This is a genomic window from Duganella aceris (assembly GCF_011090165.1).
Classification (GTDB): Bacteria; Pseudomonadota; Gammaproteobacteria; order Burkholderiales; family Burkholderiaceae_D; genus Rugamonas; species Rugamonas aceris.
On record NZ_JAADJT010000007.1, the window covers coordinates 145,904 to 168,620 of the forward strand.

Consider the following 22,717-nt stretch of genomic DNA (forward strand, 5'->3'; position numbering starts at 1 on the left):
AGTCGAGATGAAAAAGATAATATTGTTGACGGGCTTCGAGCCCTTCAACCAGGAGACCATCAATCCCTCGTGGGAAGCGGTGCGTAGCCTGCAAGGTTGGCATGAAGGTGATTTTGTGGTGCATGCGCGGCAACTGCCGTGCGTCTTCGGGCACGCCAACAAGGTGATGCACCGGGCGGTGGAGGAACTGCAGCCAAGTATCGTGATCGCGGTCGGCCAGGCCGGCGGCCGTCCGGATTTGTCGATCGAGCGGATCGCCATCAATATCGACGACGCGCCGATCGCCGACAACCAGATGCGCCAGATCGTCGACCAGCCCATCGTCAACAGCGGCCCCGCCGCCTATTTCTCTACCTTGCCGATCAAGGCCATCGTGCACGCGCTGCGCGAGGCGGGCTTGCCGGCGTCGGTGTCGCAGAGCGCCGGCACTTTCGTTTGCAACCATGTGTTCTATGGCCTGATGCACCAGGCGCACGAGTGGGGCACCACCATGCGCGCCGGCTTCATTCACATTCCGTATCTGCCGCAGCAGGCGGCCGCGCATCCGGGCTTCGCCAGCATGAAGCTGGAGGACATGGTCGAAGGACTGCGTATCGCCATCCGCACCACGCTCGCCCACACCGTCGATCTGCGCGAAGCGGGCGGCCTTACCCACTAAGGCGTTCGCTTCAATCGGCGCGCGCCGGCGGATTCAGGATATTCAGGAAGGCCCGCACCACCGGCGCATCGTCCAGCGTGGTGTAGGTGATGTACAGGTTCGCCGACGGCGGATTGCTGCGGATCGGCAGGAACACCACGCCCGGCCAGCCGATGCGGCTGGTGGTCTCGGGCAGCAGCGTCACGCCCAGGCCCGCGCCCACCATCGCCAGCAATGTCTGCGGCTCGGACGCTTCCTGGAAGATGGTCGGCTGGAAGCCGGCCTTGACGCAGCACTGCACCAGATAGCGCGGGAACGAGGAGCGCTCCAGGGTCAGCGTCAGCATCGGCTCGTCGGCGATGTCGATCAATTCGATCGCCTCCTGCTTGGCCAGCGGGTGATGTTCGTTGATGGCCACGCACACGTCCTCGCGGAAGCACAGTTCCTGGCGCAGGTTGTCGGCCTTCAGGTCGTCCTCGTCCAGCCTCGGCTCGCGCCAGAATCCGACGTCGACCTGCTTGGCGCGCAGCGCTTCGTACTGCTGCGTCGGACCCAGTTCGTGCAGGGTCCAGGTCACGCGCGGGAACTTGGTCTGGAACTCTTCCAGCAGACTCGGGATCGGCCCCCACATCGCCGAGCCGACGATGCCCACCCGCAGCCGTCCCACTTCGCCGCGGTCGATCTGGCGGATGGTGTCGATCGTCATGCGCATCTTGGCCAGCAGGTCGGACGCCTCGGCCATCAAGGCCTTGCCGGCCACCGTCAGCTCGAAAGTGCGGGTGGTGCGGGCGAACAGTTTGACGCCCAGTTCACTTTCCAGCTTCATGATCTGCTGGCTGAGCGGCGGCTGTGAAATATGCAGCCGCTCGGCGGCACGGCTGAAACTCTTTTCTTCTGCGACGGCGAGGAAGTACTTTAGTTGTTTCAGATCGATGGACATGGCGGCGGCCTTGTTTTTTTACTGCGTTTGCATGGCGACGGCCAGCGCGGCGCCGCAGCGTGCATTATTCTTCACCAGCGCGATGTTGGTCGCCAGGCTGCGGCCCTCGGTCAGCTGCTTGATCCGTCCCAGCAGGAACGGCGTGACGCGCTTGCCGGTGACGCCCTGCGCATCGGCTTCCTGCAAGGCCTGCGCGGTGATGGCGTCGATTTCTTCCTTCGGCATGGCGTCGGCCGCCGGCACCGGATTGCTGACCACCACGCCGCCCTTCAAGCCCAGCTGCCACTTGGCGCGGATGAAGGCGGCCTGCTGCACCGCGCTGTCCAACTGGAAGTCGGCGTCGAAGCCGCTCTCGCGGGTGAAGAAGGCGGGGAAGCCGCGCTGGCCGACGCTGATCACCGGCACGCCGAAGGTCTCCAGGTATTCCAGCGTCAGGCCGATGTCGAGGATGGACTTGACGCCGGCGCACACCACCGCCACCGACGTCTGCGCCAGCTCCTGCAGGTCGGCCGAGATGTCGAAGCTGGTCTCGGCGCCGCGATGCACGCCGCCGATGCCGCCGGTGACGAACACCTGGATCCCGGCCAGTTCGGCGCAGATCATGGTGGCGGCCACGGTGGTGGCGCCCAGCTTGTCCTGCGACAGCACATACGCCAGGTCGCGCCGGCTGACCTTCATCGCGTCCGGCGAGGTGGCCAGCAGCTCCAGCTGCTCGTCCGACAAGCCGATGCAGATCTTGCCGCCGATGATGGCGATGGTGGCCGGCACGGCGCCGCCGTCGCGGATGATCTGCTCGACCTCGCGCGCCATCTGCACGTTCTGCGGATAGGGCATGCCGTGCGAAATGATGGTCGATTCCAGCGCAACCACGGGTTTGCCGGCGGCGCGGGCGGCGGCCACTTCCGGCGAAAACAGCAGGTATTGATGCATATTGTTTATCCTTTAAATGGGAACAGCGGAGCGTTCAGGTCGAAGTCGTGGATCTCGTCGAGCACGTCGGCGGCCAGCATCGGCGACACGGTGTCAGGGCTTTCCAGCGTCATGGCGGCGACCTTCAGGCCGCGCCGGCAGGCCAGCGTCAGGTCGGTGCTGCCCTGGTGCAGCGACCAGCAGACGGCGGCCGAGAAAGCGTCGCCGGCGCCGGTGACGTCGACCACGTCCACCTGGTGCGCGGCCAGCCAGACCAGTTCGCCGGCCTTGGTGTGGAACACGCCCTGGCTGCCGCAGGTGACGATCACGTCCTGCGCGCCCTGGGCCTGCAGGTCGCGGCAGGCGGCGCGCACGTCGGCCTCGGTGGGCAGGGCGCGGCCGGCGCGGGTTTCCAGTTCGCCGCGATTCAGGATCAGCAGCCGCAGGCCGGCCAGGTCGGCCGGCAGCCGCGCCATCTTCGGCTGCGACACGGCGACGATCACCAGCGGCACCTGGTCGGCGTGCGCGCCGGCCAGCAGCGCGGCGATGCTGTCGGCCGGCAGGTTCAGGTCGGCCACGGTCATCGCGGCGGCGGAGCGCTGCGGCAGGCGGCCGGCCAGGAACTCCGGCGTGATGCGGTCGTACAGCGCCATGTCGGCCAGCGCCACCACCAGTTCGCCGTGGTCGTCGAGGATGGCGGTGTAGGTGCCGGTGGGGCTGTCGAGCAGCTTCAGGCTGCCGCGCGTGTCGATGCCGTTCCGTTCCGCGTGCTCTTGCAGGGCGCGCCCGGCGCTGTCGTCGCCCAGCGCGGTCAGCAGCGCGGTCGGCAGGTTCAGCCGGGCCAGGTTCTCGGCGATGTTGCGCGCCACGCCGCCGTACACTTCCTCGGCGGTGGCGGGGTTGGAGGTGCCCAGTTGCATTGCCGCGATGGTGCGCAGCTTGCGGTCGAGGTTGGCGGCGCCGATGCACATCACCGGACGCTTGTCCGGCATGACGTAGGCGCGGCCCAGCAGGCGGCGCTCGCGGATCAGTCCGGCGATGTGGCCGGCCACGGCGGAGCGCGACAGGCGCAGCTCCACCGCCAGGTCTTGCTGGGAGATGAAGGGGTTGGCGCGGATCAGCTGGTAGAGCTGTTCCTTCTTGGAGGAGTCGGTCACGGTCGTGGCCCTTTTGAACAATTGTCCATCATGGTAAACATTTGTTTTAATCCGGTCAACAGCGCGCTGCAGCTAAGTTTTCATTGATTTATAATACCGCCGATTTATATCGCTTTAGTATAAATGCTGAAGAAAAATGGTATTTGCCATACATATGGAGGATGATGCATAGTGTCAGCTTCCCCAGCCACAACACAAAAAACAGAGGATATCCATGTCTAATAATTCCCCATTCCAGGCAGCCGACATCATCCGCGCCCGCATTCCCGCCGGCTTCAAGCCGCGCGTCGCGATGATCCTCGGTTCCGGCCTCGGTGTGCTGGCGGAACAGATGACCGACGCGGTCACCATCAGCTTCAACGAACTGCCGGGCTTCCCGATCTCCACCGTGCACGGCCACGCCGGCGAGCTGGTGGTCGGTACGCTGTCGGGCGTGCAGGTGGTGTGCATGAAGGGCCGCGGCCACGTCTACGAAGGCTACGGCCTCGGCGTGATGACCAGCGCCGTACGCACCATGAAGCTGCTGGGTTGCGAGATGCTGTTCGTGACCAACGCCGCCGGTTCGCTGCGCACCGAAGTCGACGCCGGCGCGCTGGTCGCGCTGACCGACCATATCAACTACCTGCCGGGCACGCCGATGATGGGTCCGAACGACGAGCGTTTCGGTCCGCGCTTCTTCAGCATGGCCAACGCCTACGACGCCGACCTGCGCGCGCTGCTGAAGTCCTCCGCCGCCGAGAAGAACGTGCCGCTGCATGAAGGCGTGTACATCGCCTACGCCGGTCCGAACTTCGAGACCCCGGCCGAGATCCGCGCCTTCAAGACGCTGGGCGCCGACGTGGTCGGCATGTCGGTGGTGCCGGAAGTCGTGTCGGCGCGCCACTGCGGTTTGAAGGTGGTCGGCGTGTCGGCGATCACCAACCTGGCCGAAGGCCTGTCGCCGTTCCCGCTGTCGCACGAGCAGACGCTGAAGTACGCGGCCATCGCCGCCACCTCGCTGATCGAAGTCATCCTCGGCTTCCTGGCCAACGTGGCCAAAACGCCGCAGGCGTAACATCCCAAGGGGCGGCTGAGCCGCCCTTTTTGCTTTTCTGGAGCACATTATGAAACGCGCATTTATCCTGCTGCTGGATTCCTTCGGCCTCGGCGCCACGCCGGACGCGGCCAAGTACAACGACGTCGGCGCCAACACCTTCGGCCACATCGCCGAGTGGGCCGCCAAGGCCGGCAAGCCGATGTCGCTGCCGACCATGGAAAAACTGGGCCTTGCCGCCGCCGCCCACACCGCCAGCGGCCAGTGGGCCGAAGGCTTCGCGCAGCGCGACGGCTTCAGCGCCGCCTACGGCGCCGCGCGCGAACGCTCGACCGGCAAGGACACCCAGTCCGGCCACTGGGAAATCGCCGGCGTGCCGGTGGAATTCGACTGGGGCTACTTCCCGAAAACCGTGCCGTCGTTCCCGGCCGAGCTGACCGCCAAACTGCAGCAGCTGACCGGCGTGCCGGGCTTCCTCGGCGACTGCCACGCCTCCGGCACCGACATCATCAACAAGCACGGCGACGAGCATGTCGCCACCGGCAAGCTGATTATCTACACCTCCGGCGACTCGGTGATGCAGATCGCCGCGCACGAGGAATCGTTCGGCCTGGAGCGCCTGTATGAAGTGTGCGAGATCGCCTTCAAGCTGGTGGAACCGTACAACATCGGCCGCGTCATCGCGCGCCCGTTCACCGGCGCCAACGGCAACTACACCCGCACCACCAACCGCCACGACTACGCGGTCGCGCCGCCGGCGCCGACGCTGCTGGACCACGTCAAGAACGACGGCGGCGAAGTCATCGCGCTCGGCAAGATCAGCGACATCTTCGCCACCCAGGGCGTGTCGCGCGTGGTCAAGGGCAAGGACAACATGGCGCTGTTCGACGCGCTGCTGAAGGTTGAAGCGGAAGCCGGCGACAAGTCGCTCACCTTCGTTAACTTCGTCGACTTCGACCAGGCCTTCGGCCATCGCCGCGACGTCGTCGGCTACTCGAACGCGCTGCACGAGATGGACGCGCGCCTGCCGGAGTTCATCGCCAAACTGAAAGAGGGCGACCTGGTGGTGATCACCGCCGATCACGGCTGCGACCCGACCTGGCCCGGCTCCGACCACACCCGCGAACATATCCCGATGATCTTCTTCGGCCCGGGCGTGAAGGCGCAGCAGCTGCCGATTTCCGAAACCTTCTCCGACATCGGCCAGACCCTGGCCCATCACCTCGGCGTCAAACCACTTTCCCACGGAAGCAATCTGTTATGAGCACTGATTTCAAGCGCAACGAGGCGGTCCCCCTGGACCTGGGCTGGATCAACCACATCCACATCAACAAGAACGCCGCCGACCGCCGCGCCGCCAGCCTGGCGAACCGCCGCACGGTGAAGAAGGAATATCAGGCCGCATGGCTGGTCAAGGCCATCGGCCTGATCGACCTGACCACGCTGTCCGGCGACGACACCCCGGGCCGTGTCGAGCGCCTGTGCATGAAGGCGATGCGTCCGCTGCGTTCCGACCTGGTCGAGGCGCTGGGCCTGCAGGACACCACGCTGACCACCGGCGCGGTCTGCGTCTACCACGAGATGATCCAGCCGGCGGTGCAGGTGCTGCAAGGCCGTCTGCCGATCGCCGCCGTGTCGACCGGCTTCCCGGCCGGCCTGACCAGCATGGAGACCAAGGTGCGCGAGATCGAACTGTCGGTGGCCGCAGGTGCGACCGAGATCGATATCGTCATCACCCGCCAGCACGTCCTGACCGGCAACTGGCAGGCGCTGTACGACGAGATGGTCGCCTACCGCAAGGCTTGCGGCGACGCGCACGTCAAGGCCATCCTGGCCACCGGCGAACTGGCCACGCTGGAAAACGTCGCCAAGGCGTCGTGGGTGTGCATGATGGCCGGCGCGGACTTCATCAAGACCTCGACCGGCAAGGAGCCTGTCAACGCCACGATCCCGGTATCGCTGACGATGGTGCGCGCGATTCGCGACTACCACGAGCAGACCGGCTTCAAGATCGGCTACAAGCCGGCCGGCGGCGTCGGCACGGCCAAGGCCGCGTTGCAGTATCTGACGCTGATGAAGGAAGAACTGGGCAACGAGTGGCTGGAGCCGCATCTGTTCCGCATCGGCGCATCCAGCCTGCTGACCGACATCGAACGCCAGCTTGAGCATTACGTCACCGGGAACTACTCGGCCGCTCACCGCCACGCGCAACCTTAAGAACACGGACACGTCATGCCATCAATTAAAGAGATCCTCAACACCATGGAATACGGCCCAGCACCCGAAAGCCAAAAAGAAGCGCAAGCGTGGCTGGAACAGCACGGCCGCGCCTTCGGCCTGTTCATCGACAACCAGTGGAGCGAGCCGGGCGAGCTGTTCGCCTCGACCAATCCGGCCGACGGCGCCAAGCTGGCCGACCTGACGCAAGCGACCGGCGACGACGTCGACCGCGCCGTGGCCGCCGCGCGCGCCGCGCAGCCGGGCTGGCAGGCGCTGGGCGGCCATGGCCGCGCCAAGGTCATGTACTCGATCGCGCGCCTGATGCAAAAGCACGCGCGCCTGTTCGCCGTGCTGGAGACGCTGGACAACGGCAAGACCATCCGCGAAACCCGCGACATCGACCTGCCGCTGGTGGCGCGTCACTTCTACTACCATGCCGGTTGGGCGCAACTGCAGGCCGAGGAATTCGCCGACTACCGCGCCGTCGGCGTGGTCGGCCAGATCGTGCCGTGGAATTTCCCGCTGCTGATGCTGTCGTGGAAAATCGCGCCGGCCATGGCCGCCGGTAACACCATCGTCTTCAAGCCGGCCGAATTCACCTCGCTGACCGCGATGCTGTTCGCATGGATCTGCGTGCAGGCCGGCGTGCCGGCGGGCGTGGTCAACATCGTCACGGGCGACGGCCGCGTCGGCGAAGCCATCGTCAACCATCCCGGCATCGACAAGCTGGCCTTCACCGGTTCGACCGAAGTGGGCCGCCTGATCCGCGTCGCCACCGCCGGCAGCGGCAAGAAGCTGTCGCTGGAACTGGGCGGCAAGTCGCCGTTCATCGTCTTCGACGACGCCGACTTGGACGCCGCCGTCGAAGGCCTGGTCGATTCGATCTGGTTCAACCAGGGCCAGGTCTGCTGCGCCGGTTCGCGCCTGCTGGTGCAGGAATCGGTGCAGGAGAAATTCCTTGCCAAGCTGCGCGCCCGCATGGACAAGCTGACCCTCGGTTCGCCGCTGGACAAGTCGATGGACATCGGCGCGCTGGTCGATCCGATCCAGCAGCAGCGCATCGCCGGCCTGGTGGAATCGGCCCGCGCCGAAGGCTGCACCGTGTACCAGCCGGCGTGCGAGATCCCGGCCAACGGCTCGTGGTTCCCGCCGACGCTGATCACCGGCGCCTCGACCTCGGCCGCCGTGGCGCAGGCCGAGATCTTCGGACCAGTGCTGGTGGCGATGAGCTTCCGCACTCCGGCGGAAGCGGTGCAGCTGGCGAACAACACCGTCTACGGCCTGGCGGCCTGCGTCTGGAGCGAGAACATCTCGCTGGCGCTGGACGTCGCGCCGCAGATCAAGGCCGGCGTGGTGTGGATTAACACCGCCAACCAGTTCGACGCCGCGTGCGGCTTCGGCGGCTACCGCGAGTCCGGCTTCGGCCGCGAGGGCGGTCGCGAAGGCATGTACGAATACCTGACCGCGAAATCGGAAGACGCGCGTCCTGCGGCGCCGCTGCGCGAAGCCCAGGCCAAGGCCAAGCAGGCCGCTCCCGCCAGCGGCGGCGCGTTCGCCATCGACCGCACCGCCAAGATGTACATCGGCGGCAAGCAGGCACGCCCGGACGGCGCCTACAGCCGTCCGGTGCACGGCGCCGACGGCTCGTTCATCGCCGAAGTGGGCGAGGGCAGCCGCAAGGACATCCGCAACGCGGTGGAAGCGGCGCACAAGGCCGGCGGCTGGGCGAAAGCCACGTCGCACAACCGCGCGCAGGTGCTGTACTACATCGCCGAGAACCTGGCCGCGCGCGGCGAGGAATTCGCGGCGCGCATCGCCGCCATGACCGGCTCCAGGAACGCGCAGAAGGAAGTCGAGGCTTCGATCGAGCGCCTGTTCTACTATGCGGCGTGGGCCGACAAGTACGACGGTCTGGCGCATCAGCCGCCGATGCATGGCATCACTGTGGCGCTGAACGAGCCGGTCGGCGTGATCGGCATCGTTTGCCCGAACGAGGCGCCGTTGTTGGGCTTCATCTCGCTGGTGGCGCCGGCGATTGCGCTGGGTAATCGCGTGGTGGTGGTGCCGTCGGAAGCGCATCCGCTGTCGGCGACCGATCTGTATCAGGTGTTCGATACGTCGGATTTGCCGGGCGGTGTGGTCAACATCGTCACCGGTTCGGCGGACGAGCTGGCGCGCACGCTGGCGACGCACTCGGACATCGATGCGGTGTGGCGTCATGACGGTTCGGCCGAAGGTTGCGCCGAAGTGGAGCGTCTGTCGGCGGCTTCGCTGAAGCGTACCTGGGTTGGTGGCGCCAAGGGCCGCGACTGGTACAGCACCGCCCAATCCGGCGGCCGCGCGGTGCTGGCGCACGCGTCGCAAGTGAAAAACGTCTGGATCCCCTACGGCGTTTAAAGCTACCCCTAACAGAAGGGGTCAGACCCCATAAAGGGGTCTGACCCCGAGCGCCGCCGCAGTGCGGGGTTCGCGGGTGCCGCGAGCTCCACTGCGGCGTTATCAATTTAGAGAAAGCGAGCATTCCATGTTTCTACCCCAGGAAATCATCCGCAAGAAACGTGACGGCGGCGTGCTGTCGGCCGAAGAAATCCAGTTCTTCGTCGGCGGCATCACCTCCAACCGCGTCACCGAAGGCCAGATCGCCGCGCTGGCGATGGCCGTCTACTTCAACGACATGACCATGGATGAACGCGTCGCCTTCACGCTGGCCATGCGCGACTCCGGCGAGGTGCTGGACTGGCGCGCGCTGGACCTGAACGGCCCGGTGGTCGACAAGCACTCCACCGGCGGCGTCGGCGACGTGGTCTCGCTGCTGCTCGGCCCCATGGTCGCGGCCTGCGGCGGCTATGTGCCGATGATCTCCGGCCGTGGCCTGGGCCACACCGGCGGCACGCTGGACAAATTCGACTCCATCCCCGGCTACACCACCGTGCCGACCAACGAACAGTTCCGCAAAGTGGTCAAGGAAGTCGGCGTCGCCATCATCGGCCAGACCGCGTCGCTGGCGCCGTCGGACAAGATCTTCTACGGCGTGCGCGACGTCACCGCCACCGTGGAATCGGTCGCCATGATCACCGGCTCCATCCTGTCGAAAAAGCTGTCGGCCGGCCTGGACGCGCTGGCCATGGACGTGAAGGTGGGCAGCGGCGCCTTCATGCCGAGCTACGACAAATCGGTGGAGCTGGCCGACAGCATCGTCAAGGTCGGCAACGGCGCCGGCATGATGACCTCGGCCATTCTGACCGACATGAACGAATCGCTGGCGCCATACGCCGGCAACGCGCTGGAAGTACGCGGCGCGATGGATTACCTGACCGGCAAATCGCGTCCCGCGCGTCTGCACGAAGTGACGATGGCGCTGTGCGCCGAGATGCTGGTGCTGGGCAAGCTGGCCGCCGATGAAAACGAAGCGCGCGCCAAGTTGCAGGCGTCGCTGGACAGCGGCGAAGCCGCCGAGCGCTTCTCGCGCATGGTGGTGGCGCTGGGCGGCCCGGCTGACCTGATGGACAATCCGGACAAGTACCTGGAACGTTCTCCGATCATCGTGCCGGCGCCGGCGCTGGTGTCGGGTTATGCGTCGACGGCCAACTGCCGCGAGATCGGTCTGGCGGTGGTGTCGCTGGGCGGCGGTCGTCGCCGCGCCGCCGATCCGATCGACTTCGCCGTCGGCCTGACCGGGCTGGTGGGCCTGGGCGACAGGATCGAAGCCGGCCAGCCGCTGGCGATGGTCCATGCGCGCACGCAGGAAGCCGCCGAGCAGGCGATCCGCGAAATCCAGGCGTCCTACCAGATCGCCGACGCCGCGCCGACCGCGAATCCGGTCATCTACCGCACTATTCGCCCGTAACCCCGGCAAGGCGGGGTCGGACCCCGTACGGGGTCCGACCCCAGGGTGGCAGTGCGGGTTAAGCCAGCCGCGCCACCCACCGGCAAAAAGAACAGCAGCCCCACAAGGAGCAGTATGAACAAACAAGAACTGATCGCCGAAGCCGCCGCCGCGCGGCTGAAGGCTTACACGCCGTACTCCAACTTCAAGGTCGGCGCCGCGCTGCTGACCAACGACGGCAAGGTGTTCCACGGCTGTAACGTGGAAAACGCCTCCTACGGCTTGTGCAACTGCGCCGAGCGCACCGCCTTCTTCAGCGCCTTCGCGCACGGCTACAAGCAGGGCGACTTCGAGCAACTGGTCGTCATCGGCGAAACCGACGGCCCGATCGCCCCGTGTGGCGCCTGCCGCCAGGTGATCCTGGAACTGGGCGGCAACGAGTTGCCGGTGCTGCTGACCAATCTCAAAGGCGACATCCACGAGACCACGGCGGCCGATCAACTGCCGAACGCCTTCGGCGGCGCCGACCTGAAAAAGAAGTAATACCTTGGCCTTCAAGAAGACGATAGATGTGCAGGCGGCCGTCGCCATCGCGGCGGCCGAGGCGATCGCCGCCAAGACGCAGGGCACCTTCGGTGTCGGCGGCCTGATGCTCGACCAGCACGGCAACGTGCTGCAGTCGCTGCACAACAACGTCATCAAGCAGGGCCTGATCTTCGACCCGACCGCGCACGGTGAGCGCCAGTTGATCGACTGGTACTACGCCGAACGCGCCAAGGGCCGCGAGCTGCCGGCGCCGGAGGACATCACCCTCGTCACCTCGCTCGATCCCTGCTGCATGTGCAGCGGCGCGATCCTGGCCGGCGGCTTCAATGTCGTGGTGGCCGCGCCGGATAAAAACGCGGGTATCAATTTCGACCAGGCCGCGACTTTCGATGCGCTGCCGGCATCGCTGCGCGCACAGGCCGGCGCCAGCTTCGGCTATCCGGCGGTGCTGGGCTCCTCGCAATATTCGCGCGCCGGCAGCGGCGCGGCGCCGAAGTCCTTCTTCATCGGAAAAACCATCGCCGAACCGACACAGGCCTTGTGCTCATTGGTGTTCGAGGCCACGTCGGCCGAGGTGATGGAGAAGTTCAGCACCGATCCGTCGCAGGAGCTGTTGCGGGATCCGGCCACGCTGGCGCCGGACCATGCCATCGTGCGCGCGCTCAAGCAGTTGTATCCCGATGCGTTGGCCTATCGCTGTGCGCCGCGCCTGCCCGACGCCGGCCTCGCGCCGTTCCTGACGCAGGCGATGGCGCGCGACCGTGAACATGGCGGGGCGGGGGATGCGGTGGCGTTGCTGGATTCGTTCGGCAATCTGCTGCTCTGCATGCCGGGGCGGATGTCGCAATCGGGCATCCGCAGCGCCTTCATGGAGACCACGCGCGCCTATGCGCAACTGCGCTACAAGTTGATGAACGGCGCCACGCTGGCGCAGCAGGACGAGGTGCGCAAATTCCTCGGCCATCCCAAGGACGGCACCTTCGTCTTCGCCCACGGGCCGGACGGCGGCGCGGTCAGCTTCATGAACCTCGGCGCTTACGGCTCGACGATGGAGGGCCCGCTGCCGGCGGCGAATCCGACGCAATTCCAGTATGTGCTGTCTGCCATGCCCGAGGCGGACCTGGCCGCCATCTGCGCCGCCATGCCGCCGCTGTATCGCGACGTGATCCGCATTCGGCCGACGCCGGTCGCCGACCATGCCTTGATCGCTGCGCTGACTTAGATCAGCCGCAGCGTCGACGCCTTCAGCGTGGCGGCGGCGCGCGAGGTGCAGCCCAGTTTGCGGAACACGTTTTCGACGTGGGTGCGCACGGTGCTCGGGCTGATCGCCAGCGCGCGCGCCACTTCCTTGTTGGTCTGTCCCAGGCTGATGCCCTTGAAGACTTCGATCTCGCGTTCGGTCAGCAGCACCTTGTCCGGTGCTTCCGCAGGCCGCGCGGCGCCGCTGACGGCGCGCACGGCTGCCGCGTCGAAGCGGCCGGCATCGGCTTCCGCCTGCAACAGCGCGCGCGCTTCGTCGGCCGACATCGCCGCTCGCCACGGCCGCGCCGACTGCAACGCCACCCACGCGGTCGCGGCGGCGACGATTTTTCCTTCGAGCGGGATCGCGGTATCGCCGCAGGCGCGGAAGGCGCCGCTGCCGTCCAGCCGTTCGCCGGCGTAGGAGCCGATGTCGGCATCGCCGGCCAGCGCGCCGATGCGGGCGCCGGCGCGGCAGGTCCAGTAGGGCGCCAGCCGCAGCTGTTCACGCGCGGCGGCGGACAATCTGCCGATCGTGTTCCACACTGTGTTCGGCACGGCGGCCCGGCCGATGCCGTGCACCAGTCCCGCGCGGTAGCAGCGCAGTTGCGCTTCGGCGGCCATGCCCATCGCCGCCGCCGCGCCGTGCGCGGTCTGCGCGACGCTGCGTGAATAGCCGGTCATCCAGGGCAGCTTCAGGTCGATCACGTCGGCCAGCAGTTCCAGCGGCACGGCGTCGCTGCCGGCCAGGGCGCCGAAACTGAGCGATGCGTGCCAGTCTTCGTCGTGGTCCAGCTGTTCCAGCCAGCCGGCGGCATGGCGCGGCGCGATGTCGGCCAGCGCCGGAGGATACGTCTTGCCGCTCTTGTGCGCGATGCGCGCCAGCGCGCGCGGCAGCCCTTGCTCGCGGCCGAAGATTTCGATATCGCTGGCCATGGCGACGATGTACACGCTGTCCGGCACGCCGCCTTGCGCCGCGTGATTCGGGCCGGCGCCGTCGTAGGTGGCGAAGATGGCGCGCAGCGCGTGCTCGACTTCGGCCGGCACTTGCAGCATGCGGGCGATTTCGCCGGATACTTCGCAGTGTATCTGCGATAGCGGCTGCATCTCGGGGAAGACCAACGCGCCGGCGCGGCGGAGCTCGGGATCGTCCGGATTCTGCGACAGCAGTTTCGCCCGCACGCCGACGTCGTCGCCGATCAGGGCGCTGAATTCCGCCGCGTTGGCGGTGCAGCCGGACCAGCGCAGCAGCGCGACCTGCTGTACGGCGGCGATATCGGCGCCGCTGTGGCCCATCGCTTCGGCGATGCGGGCGGCCAGCCAGGCGGTGCGCAGCGAGTGGTCGGTGGGCTGGCCCATACTCAGGTCGCCGACGTAGGCCAGCGTGTGCATGGCGTCGGTGATGGATGCGGTGGTGGCGGGGTACATGGGGCGATTATAGCGATATGCGCGGTTTTACGTTCGCATCGGTTGTTTGACCGATAGCCGGGGGGGCGGCGCTGCGCCATAGTGCAGGCTCCTGTTCCGACTGCGAACATCAATCCAAGGACTGCCATGAAAATGCTTAAAGTACTGATCGCCGGTGCCGCTCTGTTCACCGCCACCTCCGGCTTTGCCGCCGACCGCCCGGTTCATCTGCGCGGCGAGGTCACCGCCGTTACCGCCACCGATCTGACCATCACCGACCGCAAGGGTGTGAAGACCGTCGTCAAGTTGCCGGAGCAGGCGCAGGTGCTGGATGTGTCGCGCAGCAGTGTCGATGCGATCAAGGAGAATAGTTATCTGGGCGTGGCTGCGGCGCCGGCGCCGGAGGGCAAGGTGCGTGCGCTGGGTGTGATGGTGTTCCCGGAGCCGGCGCGCGGTTTGAACGAGGGGCACTTCCCTTGGGACATGGGCGACAAGAGCACGATGACCAACGCCACCGTCGCCAAGGTGAGCAAGAAGTCCAGCGCGACCGAGCTGGAAATGCGCTTCGGCGGCAAGACGCAGGTGGTGGTGTTGGACAAGGCCACCGTGTATGGTCAGTTCGTGCCGGGCAAGCGTGAGCTGATCGTGGTCGGCGCCAAGGTGCTGGTCATCGGTGCCCCGACCGCCGACGGCGCCACCGCCGCCAACGCGGTGCTGGTGGGCCGCGACGGCTTCCTGCCACCGATCTAAGCCCAGCGTGACCGGAGCAGCCGCATGACACCGAGCCCCCAGCCCGCCACCCCGGCCGCTCCGCCCGCAGCCGCCGCGTCGCCCACCGCGCCCGTCGCACCGCCTGCCGCCGACGTCGCGCCGCCTGCCGCCGATGTCGCGCCGCCCGTCGCTCGTGCCGCGCCGCCTGCCGCGCACGTCGCATCGCCCACTGCGCACGTCGCGCCGCCGCTGTGGGTGCGGCTGTGCCACTGGACCAATGCCGTGGTCTTCGCGGTGATGTTGACCAGCGGCTGGCAAATCTATAACGCCGCTCCGTTCTGGATCGCCGGGTTTAAAAGCTACCTGACGCTTGGTGGCTCGCTGCCCGGCGCCTTGATGTGGCATTTCGCCGGCATGTGGCTGCTGGCCGCCAACGGCCTGGTCGCCTTGACCCTGCTGCTGACCACCGGCCGGTTGCGGCGGCAGTACCTGTCGCTCGGCGCGACGCACAAGGGCAGCGATCGCAGCCGCGTACAAAAGATCGCCTACCTCGGCGTGCTGTCGCTGCTGGCGTTGATCGTGCTGTCCGGCCTGTCGATCTGGAAGCCGGTGCAGCTGCAATGGCTGACGCAAGCCTTCGGCGGTTACCAAACCGCCCGCCAAGCCCATTTCATCTGTATGAGTTTGCTGGCGATGTTCGTCGCCGGCCACATCTGCCTCGCGCTGCTGTCGCCGCGTCTGCTGCTGGCGATGCTGGGCCTGAAACGGAACGCATCATGACAAAAGAAATCTGGACACCCGACCCCGGCCGCCGCCGCCTGCTGCGCCTGTCGCTGGGCGCCGCGGCGGCAGCGCTGCTGCCCGCCTGTAGCATCACGGAAAACGAAACCGTCGAAGCCGCCCTGAAGCGCGTCTCACGCTTCAACGACGCCGCCCAGGCGGCCCTGTTCCGCCCGCAAACGCTGGCGCCGCTGTTCCACAAAAACGAGCTGACGCTGCCATTCCGCTTCAACGCCTTCTACTCCGAAGCCTCGGTCCCCGAGATCGACGAACAGACCTGGCGCTTCAAGGTCGACGGCCTGGTGCGCAAACCCGGCGAATGGACGCTGCCCGAACTGAAGGCCCTGCCGCCGCTGACCGAAATCACCCGCCTGGTCTGCATCGAAGGCTGGAGCGCCATCGGACTATGGACCGGCGTGCCGCTGCATCACTTCCTCAAGCTGATCGGCGCCGACACCAGCGCCAAATATGTCGCCTTCACCTGCGCCGACGGCTACTTCACCAGCATCGACATGGCGAGCGCGCTGCACCCGCAGACCATGCTGGCGTTCAGCTTCAACGGCGCCGCCAGCCTGCCGGACGAATTCGGCTTCCCGCTGCGGCTGCGCATCCCCACCAAGCTCGGATTCAAGAACCCCAAGCACCTGACCGGCATGACCGTCTCCAACAGCTTCACCAGCGGCTACTGGGAAGACCTGCACGGCTACAACTGGTTCGCCGGCCTGTAACGCCATCAGGCCTGCGGATCGTAGGTGCCGATGCTCCAGACATGCCCCTCCGGATCGCGGCACGTGAAGCCGCGCCCGCCGTACTCCTCGTCCTTGATGTCGAGCAGGATCTTGCCCCCGCCCTCCAGCACGCGGCCGTACACCAGGTCCGCGTTGTTGACGACCAGGTAGGCGCTCTGCGTGACGAAATCGCCGATCTCGGAAGGCTGCTTCAACAGCCGCCCGTACTCGGTGTCGAACGCCGAGCCCAGCATGATCATGCCGTTGCCGAACGCGAGCTGGGCGTGGGCGATGCTGCCGTCCTCGTTGGGCACCACCAGCTGGGTTTCGAAACCGAAGGTATCGCACAGCCACTCGATCGCGGCTGGCGCATCCCGGTAGCGCATGCACGGGATGACATTGGTGAGAGTCTGCTTGGGTATGCTGGACATCATTCCCTCCTTGAGTTGGAACGCCGAGTATACCCGCGTGCGCGCGCGGACCACGTTACATTTGCTGGAATAAATGTGCGTGGCCGCGGCTCACTTCCAGCTGCTCCGGGAAGTTGCGGATCTTGACCATCTGCCGCCCGCGCAAGTCGCGCGTCACTTCCTCGATCGCATCGACCCGCACCAGCGTCGAACGGTGGATGCGCCAGAATTCGTCCGGATCCAGCTCGTCGGCCAGCTCCTTCAGCGTCTTGCGGATCAGCACCTCGGACTGCTCGGTCTGCACCCGCGTGTACTTTTCATCGGCGCGAAAAAACAACACCTCGCGCGTGCTGATCATGCGCAGGTTGCTGCCGACCACCGCCTGGATCCAGCGCAGGTAATCCGGCTTGGCGGCCGGCTTGGCCTGGCTCGACAGCAGCTGCGTCAGCTGCCGCTCGATGTCGGACGGCTGCTGGCCGATCAGCGTCTGCAAGCGCGCACAGGTGGTCTTCAGCCGCTCGCCGCCGGCCGGCTTCAGCAGGTAGTCCAGCGCGCCCTGTTCGAACGCCTCGATCGCATACTGGTCGTAGGCGGTGACGAACACCAGGTGACAGCGGTTGAACAGCATGCGCGCCGCCTCGATGCCGGACAGGCCAGGCATGCGGATGTCGAGGAAGACGATGTCCGGCTGATGCTGGCCCGCCAGCGCCACGGCCTCGATGCCGTTGGCCGCTTCGGCCACGATCTCCAGACCCGGCCAGGCTTCCAATAAACGGCTGCGCAACTGCTGGCGCATCGGCTCCTCGTCGTCGGCGATCAGCGCGGTGGCGCGGCGTTGGCCGCCCGGTTTGTTCAGGTTCATTTGCCGCTCCCGGCGAAGATGTCCGGCGCATACGGGATGCGGATGCTGGCCTGCGTGCCGCCGATCAGCGGTTTTTCGATCACCAGCTGCGCGCGGTTGCCGTACAGGATGCGCAGCCGTTCACGCACATTGGCCAGGCCGACACCATCGCCGGCGTGGATGTTGAAGCCGATGCCGTCGTCGATCACGTCCACTTGCAGCATGCGGCCTTCGACCGAGGCGCGGATGTCGATGCGGCCGCCCTCGATCTTCGGCTCCAGCCCGTGCTTGATGGCGTTCTCGATCAGGATCTGCAGCATCATCACCGGGAAGGTGGCGCTCAGCATTTCCTCCGGCACGTCGACCGACACCGCCAACCGCGAGCGCATGCGCGCCTGCATGATGGCCAGGTAGGCGCGCGACATCTCGATCTGCCGGCCCAGCGTGCCGGCGCCCTTGGCGCGCATCTGCGGCAGCGTGGCGCGCAGGTAGTCGATCAGGTTCTGGTGGATCAGCGCCGCTTGCGGCGGATCGGTTTCGATCAACTGGCCGATCAGGGCCAGCGTGTTGAACAAAAAGTGCGGCTCGACCTGCGCCTGCAAGGCCGCCATGCGCGCTTCGACCAGGCGCCGCTCCAGGCCTTCCTCGTCGGCGTGCGAGGTGGCGTCGCGCGCCTCCAGCTCTGCCTTGCGCTTGCCGCCGGCCAGCACCTTCAGGCCGAACGACAGCAGGATCAGCGCGCCGGTCTGCTTCGGCAAGCCGAACGGGGTCAGGCCGAGGATCAACAGCAGCAGCCAGATGATGATCAGCTTGCGCCACTCGACCTGGGCCAGCCAGTCGAAGAAGCGCCACCACAAGCCAGCCGCGGTCTCGCCGACCTCGCGCACGATGTCGAGCAGGCTCTTGGCGTTGTCGTAGCCGGCCTTGGCCAGCCGCTTCTTCATTTACCCGGCTCCTGCCGCACCGCCTGACGGCGCTTGCCGATGACGCAGGCGCCGACCGCGATCTTGATCAGCATGAACACCACGAACAGCACCAGCGCCAGCGGCAGGATGCTCAGGATGAAGGCCAGGATCAGTGCCGCGCCGAGCAGCGCCTGCGGCGACATGCGTCCGACCAGGCGCACGCAGTGGCGCGCCAGTTGCGCGAAGGCGCGGAAGATTTCGTCGAACAGGTCCAGCACCGATTGCATCGTCAGTTTGCTCATGTTGTGTCTCCATCAAAACGTGTTGCGATGAGATCACTGTATCAAAGCGCCACCGGGGACCGTAGTGGATTCCGATCAACTGCGGTTTGGCGGGGATGGCCGGTTATTGCGCCGGATGAATGGGGCCGATCCAGTCGCGGCGCAGCAGGCCGTAGATGATGCTGTCCGAGATTTCGCCGCCGACGAACCAGCGCTCGCGCAGATGGCCTTCCTGGCGGAATTGCAAACCTTCCAGGATGCGGCCGGAGGCGATATTGTCGGGATGAATATCGGCCTCGATGCGGTGCAGCTCCAGCGCGCCGAAGCCGTAGCCGATCAGCGCCGCCAGCGCCTCCTGCATGTAACGCTGGCCCCAGTACGGGCGCGCCAGCATGTAGCCGATCTCGCAGCGATGGTTGCGGCGGTCGAAGGCGTACAGGGTGGCGGTCCCGATCAATTCGCCGTCCGGCAGCACCAGCGCCAGGCGCAGCGCGGCGCCGTCCTGGTAACCCTTGAGCGTTTGCTCGATGTTGTCGGCCGCCTGCGCCATGTGCAGCCACGGGCCGCTGCTCCAGTAGCGCAGCGCTTGCGGATCGGAGAACAGTCGGAACAGGGCGTCGGCATCGCCGCCATCGATGAAGCGCAAGGTCAGGCGCTCGGTGTGCAGCTCGCAGGGAGAAAAGCTCGGCATAGGGATTCCGTTGCTGAAATAATTCGTAAATGTACTAAACGAAACAAAGCATGATACACTAAACACAATAGTTGTTATTTAAATGCAATAACTTAAGGACGAACCATGATGATTCACCGTTTCGCACTCACGACCCTGGCCGCCGCAGCGATGTTGTCCGGTTCCGTCCATGCCGCCACCACGCCGTTGACCGGCCTGGAAGTATTGCAGCAGTTTAGCCAGGTCACCCTGGGCAGCGCCACCTCTACCACCGAAACCATCGGCCGCGCCTGGATCGGCGGCACCGTCGCCGGCGGCCAGTATGCCATGTCGTCCTCGCTGCCGGCGTCGTCGTATGCCGGCCTGACCGTCATCGGCAGCGCCAGCGGTTTCCGTGGCGGCTACAACGGCGTCAACATCGGCGGCAGCGCCTCCAACGGTGATGTGCAGCACAGCGTCGGCGCCAGTTTCGTCGGCGGCAATTCGGCCAACACGAATTACCAGAATCCGACCTACATCACCGGCACCATCACCAACGGCAATCTGAACGGCGGCGGACATGTCGGCTTGCTGGGCGACAGCGCTTCGCACGTCAATGGCAGCGGCTTGTCGAGCGCTTCGCAGACGCTGATCGCCACCAATACCGAAGCGGCCACCTCGACCAACTTCGCCACTGTGCTGGGTGGACTGTCGACCGACCTGTCCAAGCTGCAGGGCAACAGCAGCGTGGAATTCAACAGCCAGGGCGTGGTGTTCAACGCGGTGTCGAACAACGGCGTCGCGGTGTTCGACCTGACCGCGCTGGCCCATCCGGGCGGCAGCGACCTGACGCAGCTGGACGACCTGGTGTTCGCCGCATCCAGCATCACGTTCAATCTGAACGGCGCCACCTCGGTGATCATCAATACCGACAACACCAGCATCAGCACCGCCGCCAATTTCAAAGACCCGACCGTGGTCGGCTCCAGCCTGATCTGGAATATGTACAAGGCCGGCAGCGTCAGCATCGGCACCGAATGGGGTGGTTCGGTGCTGGCCATCGGCGCCTCGTTCACCAACGGGAATTCGATCGACGGCGGCGTGTATTCGGCGTCGATCACCCAGCGCGGCGAGATCCACCAGTACAATTACAGCGGCGCTATTCCAACCGCCGTGCCGGAAGCCGACACCTACGCCATGCTGCTCGCCGGCCTGGGCCTGATGGGCTTTATCGCGCGTCGCCGCAAACAGGCTGCGGCACGCTGATCGCGGCCAGCACCATGTCGACGATGACCTTCTCGGCATCGTCGAAGTCTTTCTTGGTCAGCTGCTTGCGGTTCAACACCAGCGCCATCTGGGCGGAGAAGTCCGCATAGGACTGCGTCATCGCCCAGATCGCGAACAGCAGATGCGTCGCGTTGATCGGCGCGATCCTGCCATCGCTGATCCACTTCTCGAACACCTCGATATCCTTGCGCACCAGCGGCACCACGCGGTTCTGGATCTGCGCGCCGTACAGCTGCGCGCCGCTGATCACCTCCATCGCATACACGCGCGACGCCCACGGCTGCTCGCGCGAGAACTTCAGCTTCGCCTGCACATAGGTGCGCAGCACTTCGCGCGGCTCCTGGTCGCCGGCGGCCAGGTTCTCCATCCGGTCCAGCCACTCGTCCAGCACATCGTCCAGCACGCGCTGGTACAGCGCCTGCTTGGTGGGGAAGTAGTACATCAGGTTCTGCTTCGACAGCCCGGCGTTCTCCGCCACCGTCGCGATCGAGGTGCCCTCGTAGCCGCATTCGGCGAAGACGCGCACCGCTTCGGCGGCGATCTCCGCCTCCAGCTTGTCGCGGTTGAGGACGCGCCGTTTGATTTTCGGCGCCGGTTCCGCATTCAGTTTGGCTGTCGGCATAGGTCTCTCAGGAAGGTCAGTAGTTGCGGGTGGTCGGTGTAGGCGACGTTGAAGCGGAACCAGATCGATTCCGGCGCGCGCAGCATGAAGAAGTCGCACGGCGACAGCAGGATGCCGGACTTCAGCGCCAGGTCGGCGATGGTCTTGCCGTTCCAGTCGGCCGACGGCGGCGTGCTCCAGCCGGCGCTGACGAACATGCCGCCGCGCGGCCGCGCCAGTGGCGTCAAGCCGATGCCGCGCAGGCTGTCGATGGCGCGCTCGCGGCCGTCCTCCAGTTGCGAGATCAGCTTCTCCACCATGCGCTTGTAGGGGCGGGCGGTGATGGCGTGGTAGACGGCGCGCTCGTTGATCTCGGAGGTGGTCAGCCCGGCCAGCATCTTCACCCGCAACAGCTCGGGAATCAGCGAGGCCGAGGCGCAGATCGAGCCGACCCGCAGCACCGGCGACAAGGTCTTGGAGAAGCTGCCGACGCGGATCACGCGCCGCAAGCCGTCCATCGCCGCCAGCGAGGCTTCGCCGCGCGGCGCCAGTTCGCGGTAGATGTCGTCCTCCACCAGCCAGAAGTCGAACTGTTCGGCCAGCGCGAGCAGCCGGTGCGCCTGTGCCGCGCTCAAGGACGTCCCGAGCGGATTTTGCAGCACCGTGTTGACGAACATGAGCTTGGGCTGCAGCTGCGCCGCCTGCTGCGCCAGCGTGTCCAGGTCCAGCCCCTGTTCGCCGCGCGGCAGGCCGACCGGAATGCAGCCGTGGTGGCGGATCAGCGACAGCAGGTTGCTGTAGCCGGGATCCTCGACCAGCACCGTGTCGCCCGGCTTGGTCAGCGTGCGCAGGATCAGGTCGAAGGCGTGGGTGGCGCCATGGGTCAGCAGGATCTGCTCCGGCTCGACCGGGAACAGCTCCTCGCTCAGCGTCGCCGCCATGTGCTGGCGCAGCGTCGGGAAGCCGAGCGGGTGGCCGTAGCCGCGCAGGCGGTTGGCTGGGATGCGCATCGCCTGGCGCACGGCGTCGAGGATGGTGTCCTCGCCGTACCACTCGGGCGGCAGCCAGCCGGCGCCCACCGGCAGCGCGTCGGAGACGCCGGAATACAGGTCGGGGGTGAGGGCGTCGATGGCGGTGGGCGTCGCCTGCAGGGCCAGCGGCAGCAGCGTCGCCGGCACGTCCTGGCGCGCGACGAAGTAGCCGGAACCGCGGCGCGACGACAACAGTCCCAGCGTGACGAGGCGGTCGTAGGACTCGACAACTGTAAAGGTGCTGATGCCATTACACTTCGCAAACTGTCGCACCGAAGGCATTTTAGTGCCGATGCGCAACTCCCTGCGGCCCACCATGGCGCTGATGGCGGAGACGATCTGGTCGACCAGGCCGCCCTTGCGGCTGCGCTCGATGGCGAGCACCGGCCAGCCCGCGCCGCCGGGTGGGCAGTCGGTTTGATCGATCGCAGGACTCGCTTGTTCCATCCTTGACTCCATAAACGCCGCAAACCCAAACTGTAGTGTTTTTATCGCCAGTACGGTTGGACAGTTTTGATATTTGTGTATCTGTGCCATAGTTGTTGCGCTGTCTATTATTGCATCATCATTTTGCCAACT

At 66.1% G+C, this 22,717-nt stretch carries 23 protein-coding genes; 12 read left to right on the forward strand and 11 right to left on the reverse strand.

Features of this window, described 5'->3' with window-relative positions; genetic code table 11:
* Positions 1-7 precede the first annotated feature (7 nt).
* On the forward strand, positions 8-658 hold the full coding sequence (pcp, locus tag GW587_RS16565) for a pyroglutamyl-peptidase I (protein ID WP_166105226.1): 651 nt from the start codon (positions 8-10) through the stop codon (positions 656-658).
* A 10-nt stretch (positions 659-668) separates the two neighbouring features.
* Here pcp and GW587_RS16570 read toward each other — a convergent pair whose 3' ends face one another.
* The 3 genes from GW587_RS16570 to GW587_RS16580 are packed head-to-tail and all read right to left on the reverse strand — an operon-like array spanning position 669 to position 3,643.
* The gene (locus GW587_RS16570; RefSeq protein WP_166105229.1) at positions 669-1,577 is read right to left on the reverse strand and encodes a LysR family transcriptional regulator; all 909 of its coding nucleotides are present in this window, start codon (positions 1,575-1,577) and stop codon (positions 669-671) included.
* A gap of 18 nt (positions 1,578-1,595) precedes the next feature.
* Complete coding sequence (locus tag GW587_RS16575; RefSeq protein ID WP_166105232.1) at positions 1,596-2,507, reverse strand: pseudouridine-5'-phosphate glycosidase; 912 nt, start codon at positions 2,505-2,507, stop codon at positions 1,596-1,598.
* Between the two features lie 5 nt (positions 2,508-2,512).
* On the reverse strand, positions 2,513-3,643 hold the full coding sequence (locus tag GW587_RS16580; protein ID WP_166105235.1) for a carbohydrate kinase: 1,131 nt from the start codon (positions 3,641-3,643) through the stop codon (positions 2,513-2,515).
* A gap of 214 nt (positions 3,644-3,857) precedes the next feature.
* Here GW587_RS16580 and xapA point away from each other — a divergent pair, with 214 nt between their 5' ends.
* The 7 genes from xapA to GW587_RS16615 all read left to right on the forward strand — a co-directional run bounded on the left by xapA (position 3,858) and on the right by GW587_RS16615 (position 12,490).
* Positions 3,858-4,697, forward strand: a complete 840-nt coding sequence (gene xapA, locus GW587_RS16585; protein WP_166105237.1) for a xanthosine phosphorylase — start codon at positions 3,858-3,860, stop codon at positions 4,695-4,697.
* A gap of 49 nt (positions 4,698-4,746) precedes the next feature.
* A complete protein-coding gene (locus GW587_RS16590; protein ID WP_166105240.1) occupies positions 4,747-5,940 on the forward strand; it encodes a phosphopentomutase in 1,194 nt (397 codons plus the stop codon).
* Positions 5,937-6,893, forward strand: coding sequence for a deoxyribose-phosphate aldolase (deoC, locus tag GW587_RS16595; protein ID WP_166105243.1), 957 nt, complete (start codon positions 5,937-5,939; stop codon positions 6,891-6,893). The genes GW587_RS16590 and deoC overlap by 4 nt, the downstream gene beginning before the upstream one ends.
* 15 nt (positions 6,894-6,908) lie before the next feature.
* Positions 6,909-9,293, forward strand: a complete 2,385-nt coding sequence (locus GW587_RS16600) for an aldehyde dehydrogenase family protein (protein WP_371875605.1) — start codon at positions 6,909-6,911, stop codon at positions 9,291-9,293.
* Between the two features lie 127 nt (positions 9,294-9,420).
* Positions 9,421-10,743 (forward strand): thymidine phosphorylase, encoded by a 1,323-nt coding sequence (gene deoA / locus GW587_RS16605; protein ID WP_166105246.1) that lies wholly within the window; start codon positions 9,421-9,423, stop codon positions 10,741-10,743.
* A 114-nt stretch (positions 10,744-10,857) separates the two neighbouring features.
* Positions 10,858-11,265, forward strand: coding sequence for a cytidine deaminase (locus tag GW587_RS16610; protein WP_166105249.1), 408 nt, complete (start codon positions 10,858-10,860; stop codon positions 11,263-11,265).
* A gap of 4 nt (positions 11,266-11,269) precedes the next feature.
* Positions 11,270-12,490, forward strand: a complete 1,221-nt coding sequence (locus tag GW587_RS16615; protein ID WP_166105251.1) for a nucleoside deaminase — start codon at positions 11,270-11,272, stop codon at positions 12,488-12,490.
* Here GW587_RS16615 and GW587_RS16620 read toward each other — a convergent pair.
* Positions 12,487-13,935, reverse strand: a complete 1,449-nt coding sequence (locus tag GW587_RS16620; RefSeq protein WP_166105254.1) for an HD domain-containing phosphohydrolase — start codon at positions 13,933-13,935, stop codon at positions 12,487-12,489. The two genes, GW587_RS16615 and GW587_RS16620, sit on opposite strands and share 4 nt — an antisense overlap.
* 126 nt (positions 13,936-14,061) lie before the next feature.
* On the opposite strand from GW587_RS16620, the gene GW587_RS16625 reads away from it, so the two are divergent.
* Genes GW587_RS16625 through GW587_RS16635 form a run of 3 tightly spaced genes read left to right on the forward strand, consistent with a single transcriptional unit; the run spans position 14,062 to position 16,133 of the window.
* Positions 14,062-14,664 carry a hypothetical protein gene (locus tag GW587_RS16625; protein ID WP_166105257.1) on the forward strand — a complete coding sequence of 201 codons (603 nt, stop codon included), beginning with the start codon at positions 14,062-14,064 and terminating at the stop codon, positions 14,662-14,664.
* A gap of 24 nt (positions 14,665-14,688) precedes the next feature.
* Positions 14,689-15,405 carry a cytochrome b/b6 domain-containing protein gene (locus tag GW587_RS16630; protein WP_166105260.1) on the forward strand — a complete coding sequence of 239 codons (717 nt, stop codon included), beginning with the start codon at positions 14,689-14,691 and terminating at the stop codon, positions 15,403-15,405.
* Positions 15,402-16,133: a molybdopterin-dependent oxidoreductase gene (locus tag GW587_RS16635; protein WP_166105262.1), complete on the forward strand. Its 732-nt coding sequence runs from the start codon at positions 15,402-15,404 to the stop codon at positions 16,131-16,133. Before GW587_RS16630 ends, GW587_RS16635 begins: the two co-directional genes overlap by 4 nt.
* A gap of 5 nt (positions 16,134-16,138) precedes the next feature.
* Here GW587_RS16635 and GW587_RS16640 read toward each other — a convergent pair whose 3' ends face one another.
* From GW587_RS16640 to GW587_RS16660, 5 genes are all read right to left on the reverse strand, one after another.
* The gene (locus GW587_RS16640) at positions 16,139-16,564 is read right to left on the reverse strand and encodes a VOC family protein (protein WP_166105265.1); all 426 of its coding nucleotides are present in this window, start codon (positions 16,562-16,564) and stop codon (positions 16,139-16,141) included.
* A 55-nt stretch (positions 16,565-16,619) separates the two neighbouring features.
* Positions 16,620-17,405, reverse strand: coding sequence for a LytR/AlgR family response regulator transcription factor (locus tag GW587_RS16645; RefSeq protein ID WP_166105268.1), 786 nt, complete (start codon positions 17,403-17,405; stop codon positions 16,620-16,622).
* A complete protein-coding gene (locus GW587_RS16650; protein WP_166105270.1) occupies positions 17,402-18,328 on the reverse strand; it encodes a sensor histidine kinase in 927 nt (308 codons plus the stop codon). The genes GW587_RS16645 and GW587_RS16650 overlap by 4 nt, the downstream gene beginning before the upstream one ends.
* Positions 18,325-18,591, reverse strand: coding sequence for a hypothetical protein (locus GW587_RS16655; protein ID WP_166105273.1), 267 nt, complete (start codon positions 18,589-18,591; stop codon positions 18,325-18,327). Before GW587_RS16655 ends, GW587_RS16650 begins: the two co-directional genes overlap by 4 nt.
* 103 nt (positions 18,592-18,694) lie before the next feature.
* The gene (locus tag GW587_RS16660; RefSeq protein ID WP_166105275.1) at positions 18,695-19,261 is read right to left on the reverse strand and encodes a GNAT family N-acetyltransferase; all 567 of its coding nucleotides are present in this window, start codon (positions 19,259-19,261) and stop codon (positions 18,695-18,697) included.
* Between the two features lie 105 nt (positions 19,262-19,366).
* On the opposite strand from GW587_RS16660, the gene GW587_RS16665 reads away from it, so the two are divergent.
* The gene (locus GW587_RS16665) at positions 19,367-20,485 is read left to right on the forward strand and encodes a collagen-binding domain-containing protein (protein ID WP_166105279.1); all 1,119 of its coding nucleotides are present in this window, start codon (positions 19,367-19,369) and stop codon (positions 20,483-20,485) included.
* Here the strand turns inward: GW587_RS16665 and GW587_RS16670 are convergent.
* Entirely contained in the window at positions 20,448-21,128 is a 681-nt protein-coding gene (locus GW587_RS16670) for a TetR/AcrR family transcriptional regulator (RefSeq protein WP_166105283.1), read from the reverse strand. The two genes, GW587_RS16665 and GW587_RS16670, sit on opposite strands and share 38 nt — an antisense overlap.
* A complete protein-coding gene (locus tag GW587_RS16675; protein WP_166105286.1) occupies positions 21,110-22,585 on the reverse strand; it encodes an aminotransferase-like domain-containing protein in 1,476 nt (491 codons plus the stop codon). The genes GW587_RS16670 and GW587_RS16675 overlap by 19 nt, the downstream gene beginning before the upstream one ends.
* Between the last annotated feature and the right edge of the window lie 132 nt (positions 22,586-22,717).